This is a genomic window from Leifsonia sp. NPDC058292 (assembly GCF_042880955.1).
Classification (GTDB): domain Bacteria; phylum Actinomycetota; class Actinomycetes; order Actinomycetales; family Microbacteriaceae; genus Leifsonia.
On sequence record NZ_JBHVYL010000008.1, the window covers coordinates 45568 to 58056 of the forward strand.

The window sequence follows — 12489 nt, forward strand, 5'->3', positions numbered from 1 at the left end:
AAGCCAGCTCCACCATGTTTCGGGGTCCTCGACGCCTTCCGCCAACTCGCAAAGGACAGCGTCAAGCCGGGGGAGGATCGAGCCGTCTAGTACTTGAAGGGCTGGATAGACAGTCTGTCCGTCGTTCAAGGTCACTCGGAAGAGTAGGTAGTCATCGACGAGAGCATTCAATTGCCACGGCTCGATCCGTAGCTGCTGGCATATACCGGCTTCGGTGTAGGCGGGTCCGAATCGTGAAGTATCGCCAGCTGCATGCGACGGAATGCTGTCCATTCGCCCTCCCGCTTGAGTGTCGAGCTGATCTCTGGCAATCTCAGAACTGGTTAGAAGTATAGACGACCTGCAATCATAAAACACAGCAGGCGGGAATCAGCGCAGAGGGGGCGCATGAATGATCACTCCCTCGACGGCGAGGATCTCGCGCGGCGCGTGAACCGGAACATCCGGACGGTCATCGGCGGAGACCACCTCGCGGCCGTAGCGGAGAAGACCGGACTTGACCCCGATCGTGTGGCCGAAATCGTCAGAGGCGCCCTACCAGACAGCTTCGAGCTGATCAGATTTGAACTCGGGTACCGACAAACGGTGTGGCCGGACCCTGCGGGTTCGCCGATTTGGGAATCCGAGCGCGACTGAGTCGGGGCGAGACCGCAAGCGTCGAATCCAGATTCATGCTGTCGCCTCACCGAAACGCTGCACAAGTCCGCGCGGCTCGCCCGCTACCTTTTACCGTATGCCCCGCCCAATCCGTCCGAGCCCAAATGGGGGTAACCCTGAAGGGTGGCCGTGGGAGAAGCGCTCCGACCCCGTGTCGGAAACAGCGCGCCGGCTGGTCGTGAACATTCGGACGCGGATGGGCCAATCCAGTGTTCGAGCTACTGCGCGTGCTGCGGAGATTGATCACAACGTGTTGCGGATGGTTCTTGCAGGCGAGTCCTGGCCCGATCTCATCACGATCGCGAAACTCGAACGAGCAATCGGGTCGGTCTGGCCGGGAATAGTTGACTGAGGTGAGGTCTGTCCGCCGCAATTAGGGCAGACCGGCCCGGCTTCGCGCAGCTTGCATCGGGGCCGACTCCGACCCTCCCGATAGGCTCTCGAGCGACGAAGACGCAGGCTCTACCGTCGACTCAACCGACAAGAGCGGCCTTCACGGTCATTGGCAGCGCAGCGGTTTCGTGCAGATCCGCTTTCGGCGGAGCCTCCAGGTTCAGAAGCGGCCCCCGGATGCCCCAGACTCGGACGGTTCCGAGGGCTCATCGCGGGGCGGCATTTTCGCGTGCATCCATCGTTTTCGGGCCGCCTCGTGTGCCTCCCGCCAGGCTTGGTCCGTGTGTGACACTGTCATCGGGCGAGCAGCGCGGGCCGCGTCTAGCACATCTTGGTGGCGGTCGGCCCTGATTGCGTCAATCGGAGCGGACGCAAGTTTCTCATTCCAGTCGTTGAACCACCGGCGAACTCCCCAGTCGTCGGCCTCCCGGATGACGATGTTCCAAGCTTCGTACGCTGTTGTCAGCCTCTCCACTTGCTCTGGGGTGGGGCTTCGATCGTTCGGGCTCCGCTCGAATCGTTCTCCCCAGACGTATGCATCCATCGCGTCGGAGGCGGCAGCAAGCCACGAGGTGCTCCACGAGCCAAGCCGATCCGTGAGATACATCGCGAGCCCAGACGTGTCAGTCGCCATTGACGTTCTCGAGTCTCGCGAGCGGTTCGATTCGGACGATTGGCGTAGTGATCTGCCAGTAGTAGTCAGTCTCCGCATTATCGGGTTCCATGGTCCAACATCCATTGACGCCGACTTTGCAGACGACAACCGAGCGGATCGGTCGAGTCCCGTCATTGATGTTCGGATGGGACCGCGGCCCTAGTTCCCTGGTCACCGTGCCGGCTTCGAGGTCAAATATGTACGAGGTCCCCGTCTGGGTCGTTACCGCGTAGAGCCCGCGGTCCTTTGGGAGAAACTCCAACATCACATCGCTCCTCCATGAGTCGATCACGGGCAACAGATCTCGGGGGGTGATTGTCTGCTTTATCTCGCATGTCTATAGTTCTAACCGGGCAGTCGTGCGTTGTCAATCGGATTGGGAGGCTGCGATGAATAGCTCGGAGGAATGGCAGTGGGACCTTGTCCGTGAACTCGCTCACATGTGGCAACTCAACCCGGGGCCGGTCGTCGAAGCTGCTCTGGATCGAGATGTACAGCCTCGTCAAGTGATCGAGGGGTACACGCGAACGCTTCGCTTCGTTCGACTTAATGGAACCGAGGCGGCGTCTGCAGCTCCGCTCCTCGAGCTCGACGCCCGTCCACCGGGCATCCTCGATGCCAGAGTCGTCCTGCAGGACGATGTCTGGATCGACATCTTTCGTCGCCCGCACCGGGTGTGCCGAATGTCGTCCGAATATGCGCGCGCAGTTATCGCACTGCTGCAGACGCGTGCGCCTGAGCTCTTCGTCCTTGCGGAGCCAAACGGCGACCTCAACGAATGGCTGGAGACGACGCCACTGATGGCGGCGCTTCGCGATCGACTCGGGCACGAACCGAGAGGACCTGTTGGCAGCGCGAAAACGGATCCGCTGGAAGTGCGCGAAGGCATTTCGCTGCTTGACCTCTCCGAAGGATCGAGCCAGTGACGAGGAGGTGCCTTTTGATCTCTCAGGTCGCGATTAGTGGCAACACCGTGGAAGGACATTGTCCGGCCAAGCTTGCGTGGGCGGTTGCCGGCGTTATCGGCATGACGGGCACGCGAACGCGTCCGGCAGCGACGAGCGGACTTCGACTCCAGCTGACACGCCCCGCCTCTGGACTTCAACCCGGCTGACACGGAGGGCTGACCGCCGTCGCGTCGCCATCGCACGGACTCTGCCCACGCCCAGGTAGAACACGACAAGTCGAACTGGCTCAAGAATTAGCAATTGCTGTCACGTCTCGCGCTAGATGGGCATTCTCTACCTAGTTGGCCGCACAACGTTCGACCACAGCAAGTGCCACAGATCGAAACGGCGCCAGCAGCGCGCTAGCTTGTTCGCGTGGGGATACCTCGTCTTATGCCGGACAGCAACGTGTGGGCGCTCATTGTCGACAATGATGGCGTGGAGGAAGTGCGGACTGAGGCGCGAGCGTGCGGCGTGCGGATTGTCGCTTGCCCTGCTGTTGTGAACGAAGCGCTTCGCACCCCTAACTCGGCTGCTAGGAGGCGTCTCGTTCGCGCGATGACACTTCAGTCGTGGGAGCGACTTATGCCCGAAGCGTTCAAGGAGGCGGAGGAGCTTAGGCGGGCAATCTCCCGCTTGCACGAAGATTGGCTCAACCCTCGGCCCGACCGCGTGGAGTGGCAACACCTGAAAGCGGATTGGCAGTCTGGGTGGTGGAGGCGAGTTCGCCGAGACCCCGACGGAGAAGCAGCGCGCGTTCGACTCATGGGACAGGCGGATCTCGACCTTGCCCGCCGGCAGTCTGCAGAGGTGAGAAGCCACTCAGCTGAGGAGGGCAGGCACTTCGAGCATGTCTCGTTTGACCTGAACGTGATCCCGTCGGCGCCCACCCCATGGTGGCATGGGCGCCCCCTTCAGCTCTGGCAGGCAGAAGGTGAAGCCCGGTGGTGGAAGGTATTAATGAGTCCGGGAAGCGCTGAGAACGATTGGCTCGGGCCATGGATAAACCCGGAAGCAGTTCGACGGCAGGAATGGTTCGTCATGTGGGCAAGACAACTCCTTCCTCCAGATGTCCCCCTCGCGTGGCTTCGCTGGGCATTCGGCTTGGTTCAAGCGACGCGCAAGACCACCAAGGGGACTCCTGTGGACAATCAGATCGCAACCTACCTTCCCGAGTGCGACGTCTTCTTGACGGCGGACCGGGCGTTCGCGGAATGCGTCGAGAAGGTTCGTCCTCACGCTCCTTTGGCAATGGGACGCGGGCACATGCTAAGAGCGGGAGCCGATCCTCTCAAGGCCATAGTGCGGAGTATTCACGAAATCAGCGAAGACCACGCTCATCGCCAAGCGCAGACGATACCTCCCATCGGCCATGGTCGCATCGGTCCCAACGACACTGGACGGGGTACGACGCGGGCACGCCCGTAACGGCAAGCGCGTTATCGAGCCCCGGGGCGCCGACGCGGCCGCCATGAATCGGCCGGAACCGCACCCGGGCTCCAACACCTGCCCACCGGTGAACCCGGCGGCGGCCAGAAGGTCGAACATCGCGGCAGTCACTTGCGGCGGGGTAACGCACGGCGGGGGGGTGGCGATGCCGGTGGGGGAACATTCCTGGCGACATTTCCGTATCGGGCACGTTCGCGGCGAGAGCTTCGATGCGATGATCGGCCCTTCCGAGCGTGACGCGACATTCGCCCCTGCCGAGATTGGCGACGTACAAAAAATTGCGTGCTCGGGAAGCGGCGGCGCACATGTAGAGGTGCGAAGCGAGCTCCGCTAGAGTCTCGACTAAGTGAGAATGCCTCAACAAAAGCGTGGTGGACGTGAAGCTCAAATGGACCAGTTGGTTGCGCATTTTGCTGTGCCTGTTCGTGGTGGGACTGACGCTACTTCTGGCCTGGGCGCCCGGGGCTTCGGATCTCGCCCGGCGCGTATGGCCCGACACGAAATACTCCGATATTCGGGAGACTGCGCTCTATGTAGCTACCGCGGCATTCGGCGTGCTGATACTTCCCGTTGTTCGGCGGACAGTAGCCTCTGGCGTCGCTCAAGCGGTGTGGCTCCGACGATCTTGGGATGCAGGCAATTGGACGGGCAGACCGTGGGCCGGCGTCGATCCGGCACACATCCCGTCTCGGTCGGCGATTGTGGCCGGTCCCCGGCAGGCGCAGCGCGTGCAGCGCGCCCTGATTCGTCAGGCAGCGCCGATGGCGCTGCCTGTAGTGACGGTGAGGCCAGAGGGCAGCGGCGAATTCGGGCTGGAAGTTGATGCGGGGTTGCGTCGGTTCGGGAGCCTGGCCCGTGCTGGCAGGCTCTCGAAGTGGGATCGAGAGCGGCAGATTCTGTTTCTCATCGACCTCACGCAGCGCTCATGGGCAGCTCAGGAGTTGCGCCGGGTTTCGTGCATTCTGCGCAGCTGGGAGGAGATCTGGCCGAACCGCAGGGTTGTGCTCCTGACCGCCCGTAGCGACGTAGAAGCCTTCGTGGGCTTCGACGTCCACAAGTTTCCGGTTGATCCGGATCAGGGTACATCCGCACTCGACGCGCCGTTGGTGCTAGGACCACAGTCGCCGCACGCCGCGCTCTGGGCACCGACCCTGCTCGCACTCGCATATGCCGGACTCAGCATCATCCTCGGGCTCGTAGTGCCCGGCTTGCTCACCCGTTCCGTAGAGCCCCTTACGTGGCTGGGAGCCCTCCCATCGCTCTTTGCAGTGGTGCTTTCGATCTGCTGGTCGATATGGACACCTCGTCTGATCTCCGACCGGCCGCTGGGACTAGGTGCCGCCTCCGTGGCTCTCGCGATCGGACTGTGTTTCAGCCAGCTGACCAGCGCGCCTGATAACACAGCGGTGGCGACGCAGCTCTGGAATGCCGTTGGCTCCATCTTGACGATGACGGCCCTCCTCACGCTTGTGTTTAGACGGCGCCCAATGCGCGCTGCAGTGACGAGCTCGGCAGTGCTCTTCTGCCTGGCGATTTTGGTGGCTGCCTTCCTGACCGTGGGTACTGATCCGATGTTCCTCGCGGTCGGGTTGTCGGGCGCGTTCATCGCCACGACCCGTTTCGCTGCACGCGCGGAGGTAGTCGTTCTGGCGGCGGTGATCGTCACCATTGGCGTGGATCTGGCACTCGACTTCGCATCCCTGTCCGCCCTCGCAGTCCCGTCGACCGTTTTCGGCGTGGACGTCAGTCAGACGTTAACCAGTCCCGATCAGTGGTCGATCTTCGTGCCAGCGGTGGCTATTGCGGCGGTAGCAGGCATGCGGTTATGCGTTCTCCGACAAATGTGGATTCGGTCAGGTGAAGCGAGATCGTTTGTGCCGTTCTCCCTGGCGTGGTTCCCGATGTGGGCCCTCGCACCGATTCCCGCCGTCGCTGCCGTTCTGGAATTCAGCATCATGCCGGAGTCGTCGCTGGCATCGTTCATCCCGAAGGATTTGGCGACTGGGTTCGTCGGGCTCGGCCTCCTCGCAGCGATGACCAGCGTGCTTCTCGGGTCGGTCGGAGCACTCGTGTGCAGTCTCGTTCCGGTCTCCGAATGGGTCCGCCGCCTGTCCTTGTCCCTCCCTGTCATTGCTGCCCTCGTCGTTCTGGTCGGTCAGGTTCCCCAAGATGTCCTTCCGCCGATATGGATGCTGGCCGCGCTCGGTGTGCTGGTTGTGGCAGCCGCACAGCTCCCTCCGCCACAGCGATCAGTGACAGCAGCCGTTTCAGGCATTCGCGATGTCGCAGTGGCTCTTGCGCTCCTCGCCGGCGCGGGCTTGATCCTGGCGGCTGCGCTGCCGTGGTTCGTGAACGCCGTCAACTCATCTCTCAATTCCGCGTTCGGCAAGCTGCCACTGAGCTATGCGAGACCCTGGTTGGTGGTCCTACCGATCGCCCAGGATGCCGCAAACTTCACCCTTACGTTCCGCAGTTCCTTTGCGGGCTGGACTGTGCTCCTCTTGGCACTCCTGGCGGTTCTGGTCGGAGTGCTCCAGAGCCTTGTGCCGCGCGGACGGCCAACGTCAGGGTCGGGAAGACCAGGAAGGCCCGCGTGGCGGGATGGTGCCCTCGGACGAGCCACGCCGGGTACGGTTCACCTCGTCGCCGCCCTTGCAGTGGGGTTGCTTCTGACTGCTCACGCCTCAGATGCGAACCGGGGGGCAGTGCCCGGCCTACATCCGCTCCTGTGGTTGGAGGACGAGAACCTTGCGAACACGCTGGTGAACAGCGCGTGCGTCTTGATCTGCATCAGTACCTGGCTGTGGAGGCACGGTACGGCCGACTGGGTAGTGCCTCTTTTCCTTCTCGCTCTTCCACTCCTGCATTTGACCGGCAGAGCTCCGACCGATGCTGCCTTCGTCATCGCCTTCTGGCTCGCTGCCATGTTTATTGGAGGGCCGAGCACGGTGCTTGCGTCCCGACGGAGTAGTTGGCTCCTCAACCTGGCAGTCTGTCTGCTCGCCGTCGCGCTGTGCGCGGTACTTATCTGGCTATTTGCAGTGCCGCGGACCGTGATAGCGTTCGGCGATTTCGGTGTCCCGGAGTTCCTTATTGCGGCCGCCTTGCTGCTGATGGCAATCATCATCCGACAAAGCAGCGGCTCCCCCGTTTCCCTGCACGTGGAGCGTTTCCGTCGCGCCGCGCGCCGCGTCGTGCTGATCACGGTATTTGGACTATTCCTGCTCCTCGTCTCCAGCATGCTGGTCGCCTTGGGCCGCGTTACGGCCGCCACTTCCGCGGTGACCGCTTGCTGGACGCTCTGGGGGGCGCTGACCGTCTGGGGGTGGCTCAGCCTCGGTATACTCACCCGCACCGTGGGACGGCGTGGCCGTGTGGGCCTAACCGTGCTACGGCAGGACCTCGAACAGAATTACGGCGACGCGGACGCGTCCGTGGCTCCCTGGATGCCACTCGTCGAGGCGGGACCTAACGCTTCCCGATCGGATCGGAGCGCGACCGTCAAGTCCTGAGCATCTCCATGTCTGCCTAACGAGTGAGGTTCCTTGATCGCCCGAATCTTTGGTGGCTGATCCGAGATCGGCCATTCGAACGAGCCGTGTAACTTGCTCACGGGCTCAGTTCAGTGACCGCGAGAAAAGTAACCCGCCGCCGCCGCCAACGGAGCGCCGGAGTTGTTAGCTCGCAAGCCGACGCTCCCGAACCTCGACGCCTCGGTGTGCGATATTCCGGTGGGCCAAAGGGTCTACCGCCGGTCGATAACATGAGCTATCCTCGCTTAAGGATCCGAGCGTGAATCGAACAGGCGGCTAGCGCCAAGTCCCGAACTACTTGCGTCAGTGCAAGCCAGGACCGTCCTTAGACCCTTCTGGAGCACGCGGGCTCAACCGCTCGGATCGTGAGATTCGTCGAGAGAAGGCTCATGACTCCAAGGCTTGCCGCTACTGTCGTGAGGCTTAACCTCCACGATGCCGCGCCGGTTGACGCTCATGCCGCTGCTATTCCAATGCCTGCGGGTGTCGTCGCAGCGTACGGGCGGACGCTGCGCGCTGCACTAGCGATGCGAGGGGGAGTAAGCCTCGCTGTCTGGATAGGTGGCGCGGTAGCAGAGCTTGATGTGTTCCGCCGAATTCGGCTCGTACGCAACTCTGGAGAGGTCGAAGCCTACTTCGCGTATACCCGCAACGACGAAGTCAACGTCGAAGCCGACGAGGCCCTGTTCAGACGCGCGGACATCTATGCGCAGGTCCTCGAATCCCAGGGATTCGACTCAATCGAGTTTGACATTCTGGCAGGTGCTAGCGCCGGTGGTCTGAACGGCGTGCTTTATGCCGCTGCTCAGCGAGCGGGGGCATCGGTGGACCCGATGCTCGACGTCTGGAGCGATGCCGGGGACATCTGGCGACTGATTCACCCACCTGGCTTCCGCGCGGTGGACTCGGCGCTGCAGGCAGATGGGTACTTCTGGCCGAGAGTGCGGACTGCTTTGACGAACCTTTATGCCTCGCCGACGCGCAATAGTGAACATGTCGCGAATCGGGTGTCGCTTGACTTGTCCGCGACCATAACTGACGGCGGCGACCTCAACGACGGGGACTCGCGACAGGGCTACGGCCATTTTCACTTCGTCGGCGCTGACGTCGGAGAGCGAGGCGTTATTCATGACCGGCTCGATGGCAGAAGGATCCCCGGCGACGTTGTTACACCACAAGACGACGATATCGCTCGGCTGGCATACGCCGCACGAACGACCTCATCGTTCCCTGGCGCTTTCGAGCCGGCGCTCATCGCTTCGCACGAGGTCTCCGCACCCTCGGAACTCGACAGCGACCACCTCGACGTGAGCTACGCCTTCAGTGCACATCGACCACGAGGGGCATCGGCGTTTCACGTCGTTGACGGCGGGGTAAAGGACAATATCCCAATCGACCGCGCGTTCCGCTCAATTCGCCAGACACCCCTTGACGACTTCTCGACCAGAGCTCTTATTTACCTCAATCCGCGGCCGGATGCACCGGCGTCGATTATGCAACCACAAGCAATGCAACAGGCACCGCGCATCAGCCCACTTTCGGAAGCTAAGCATCTGGAAGCCCGTCACGACCCCCTCTCCCACCTCGTGGCTTCGACCATCGCGGCCGTGAAGAAGTTCGCCTTCCGGGAGTCCGGCGAGCTGGAGATCCAGGCGGTCGAGGACTTCCGACGTGATCTGCTTTCCGTTCGTGGCCGGTCCTTCATCGCTGCGCAAGCGATGCGCACAAGCCATGACGATTTCTCCCAGTGTGCTCGGCGCGCTGCAATCGCCGACTACGTGCAATACCGGGCAAGCGCTGACATCGTCCTGCTTGACGAGGTCCTGCAGCACCCGGCGCTTTGGGAACTGGGCACGAACCTGCGACTCCGCAGGTTGCGGACTTCGGCTAGCGAACGGACCCGCCAGCTCGTGGAGGTGTTCATCATCAGCCTCTACAGTGAAGACCTCGATCCTTCGGGTTCCGTGTCGATGGCGATCACGGAGGGTCCGCAAGCCCTCGACGACACCGTGGGGTCTGCGTCGGCATGGCTTCGATACCTTGAGGAGACACTTTTTTTCTCTTCTAAGGAATCCCACCGAGACTACGCACAGGACTTCGCGGAGATTCGGGATCTCATCGATCGGGCGGCCAGCCGCGCCCGATCCGCGCGCGAGCTCCTCATCGACGCAGTACTGCAGCTCGTACGTGGAGACGACGATGAGACGTCTGCAGCCAACATTGTGAACATGTGGACCACTCCTGCGCCGGCCCTCAGCGACGTCTGGGAAGGTGACCTGACAGACGCGGTGCGGCTACTCAAAGAACTCACGAGTGCGCTCCGAACTCCCGCCCTCATCGAACTCAACATCGACCACTCGATCTGGTCGAAGATCCCGTTGGCACCGGACTTCGGCGCGCATGACCTTGCGCCGCTCGTGAGCGGCAGCGGCATACCCGAGCCGATGAGCGACCTGCGGTTCCGGGCAATCAGCGCCGGCGAAGCAGCAAGTTCAGCCATCGCGTTTCAACGGTTACGCGAGTACCGAGAAGTCACGAGGGCGCGAGCGGCTATGCGGCGACCGGTCGTCCGGTCAGACCCGACGACGCCTTCCGATCCGATCGGCGCCGACAGTAAACTGGCTGGTCTTACTCTCTTCGGCTTCGGCGGATTCCTCTCTACCGAATGGCGGCGAAACGACTGGTGGTGGGGCCGACTCGATGCCGCCGCAGGAATGCTCCGGTTCCTGGCCGACCTCGAGCCGGCTCCTGACACAACGAGCGTGCTGACGCCAGGTGACGCTGTGCACATCGCTCAGGAGGAACTTCTCCGCGCGGCAACTGGAATGCACCAGCGCAGCCAGTCACTGAACGACGTGGCCGACGCGTTCGCTTCGAATTCTCCCTCGCTAGCGAGCTTGCGTCCCGATTATCTCAGTGCCATCGCGTCACGCCTGCTGCGAGTAGTCTCAAGGGGCATCACCCAGCCGGATGAGGGTCTTGGAGTGGGACGACGCCTGGCAGTGTGGGTTCTGCGACCCCTGGCTGTTGTTGCGCCTGCCGCATTGAGCGCTTCAAAGAGCGTGCTCATGATCGGACTCGCTTTCGCGATGCTCCTAGCTCTGGATCCGGGCGGTCTAGCATCCCACCATTTCGATGCGACGCGACTGTTGGCATGGCCGGGCGCTGTGGGCGGCGTGATCGCGAGCGTCCTGGTCCTTGCTGCAGCCGTCTCGGCTGTCGCCGCGTTCCGTCGCGGGCACGCACGTTGGCGCACAGTAGCTCCGGTTGCGGCGCGTGAGCGTGCGCGTGGCCTGCGCAGGTTCTGGACGGGGGTCGCAATCGCGGTCGTAGCCATAGCCGCGGTCACTATTGACATTTCTGCTGGATTTCTCACCGCTCTCGAGTTCTGGGCACTAGGCGCGATTGTCTTGGTCGCCCTCGGGTCCGCGGCTCACGGCGCGAAGAGCCTGCCCGGCCCGTCGACTTCCCGGCGCGAGGTAGCTATATCAACGTTTCTTGCCGTAGGCGCAATCGGGCTTGCCGACTGGGAAGCTCGCTCGCACGGCTGGAGTCTGCATCTGACGGTCATAGTCGCGAGCGCCGGCACTGCGCTGGCCGCAACGCTCCTGTTCGGTTGGAAGGTCGGGCTGGCGCCCCGAACTCGACCGGGTGAGACCAACTGGAGGCGAAGCCTGAGGGTTGTCCTCTCGTTTGCAGTCTGGCTATTGCTCGCCGCGTTCTGCGGAGGAGTTGCGGTGCTCACCGTTGCTGCAAGCGGATTGTTGCCCGCAGGGCCATTGGCCACACTGATTGCTGTGCTCACAACATATGTTGCGTGGGGGACGGCGACGTGGTGGGTTGGGGAGATTCGAACCCCCTACGAGCCAAAAGATGACACCCTGATCACCCAATGATCGACTGAACGTCTACGCGCGTTGAATGCCGTGCAGCGATGTTTCGCTCCCCGCGCTCGGTGCGTGGCCTCGCGTCGCGGAGAGGTGCCCAGAGCATACCGACCGGGTTGTCATCACAGGGCATAAAAAGAGAAAACATCATGATTGTGTTCGACAGGGGAGAAGATGGCAATTGAGTTCGGTTCGGATCCGGTTCGGGCTGGTATCGACGCGGCAATTCGGAACCTTGAGGCCGCAGAAACCGTACGCAAAAATCGCCCTTGGCTTCTATCAGGCAGCCACTTGGCTTTTGGTGGCAGCCGGCGTCGGTGTCCTTGTGTAGACGTGGTTCCGCTTGTGAGAACAGTGCTCGGCCCCTCGTCGCGTGGAGAGAAGTGCGGTAACTGGCTTGAGACGTGACATAACGGGACCGCCCTGTTACTCCCACCCGTCCGGCACCTTGCGCGCATAGATGTAATGCAGCCGCTGATCGGCGGCCGCAACACTATCGATCGGAGCATAATGACTCGCACTGGCCTCACCCTCGAGGTTCTCCGCGGCGCGCACGGAAAAGACTGCACGCTCGGCGGCGTCTCAAGCAAGCACGAGACGCTCACCCTGATGGGAATCGTCAAGTACCGCACTTCCGACCCTAAGAGGATCGTTCACTCGCTCCCGGCGGAGGCGCGCTCGTCAGAGCCCCGAGAGGACGCGCCCCCGGTCGCGCTGGAGGTCCGCTTGTTCTACCACGGGCCTGTTCCGACGCTCGTGCCGACCTGGTACGACGCCGAGAGCGGGCACTGGCTGATCAACCCGGGAAGCACCATTGTCGGAGGTAACTTCGCCTACGGTCACGACGCACGATTCCGCGCAGTCATGCGGGAAGCTCTCGGGTACGAGTTCTATGGAGCGGTCTCCGTCCATGACCGGAAGGAGACGTACGACTGGCAGCCCTGATGGTGGCGGCGGCGCGCGTCGTG

General features: G+C 62.4%; 5 protein-coding genes. All 5 read left to right on the plus strand.

Annotated features, from left to right (window positions below; all coding sequences use genetic code 11):
* Positions 1-387 precede the first annotated feature (387 nt).
* Complete coding sequence (locus ACFVWR_RS06950; RefSeq protein WP_387209431.1) at positions 388-636, plus strand: hypothetical protein; 249 nt, start codon at positions 388-390, stop codon at positions 634-636.
* 1458 nt (positions 637-2094) lie between these two features.
* On the plus strand, positions 2095-2631 hold the full coding sequence (locus ACFVWR_RS06955) for a hypothetical protein (protein ID WP_387209433.1): 537 nt from the start codon (positions 2095-2097) through the stop codon (positions 2629-2631).
* 1841 nt (positions 2632-4472) lie between these two features.
* Positions 4473-7613: a hypothetical protein gene (locus ACFVWR_RS06960; RefSeq protein ID WP_387209435.1), complete on the plus strand. Its 3141-nt coding sequence runs from the start codon at positions 4473-4475 to the stop codon at positions 7611-7613.
* A gap of 386 nt (positions 7614-7999) precedes the next feature.
* Positions 8000-11530 carry a DUF3376 domain-containing protein gene (locus ACFVWR_RS06965; protein ID WP_387209437.1) on the plus strand — a complete coding sequence of 1177 codons (3531 nt, stop codon included), beginning with the start codon at positions 8000-8002 and terminating at the stop codon, positions 11528-11530.
* 501 nt (positions 11531-12031) lie between these two features.
* A complete protein-coding gene (locus tag ACFVWR_RS06970; protein WP_387209439.1) occupies positions 12032-12466 on the plus strand; it encodes a hypothetical protein in 435 nt (144 codons plus the stop codon).
* Positions 12467-12489: the final 23 nt, after the last annotated feature.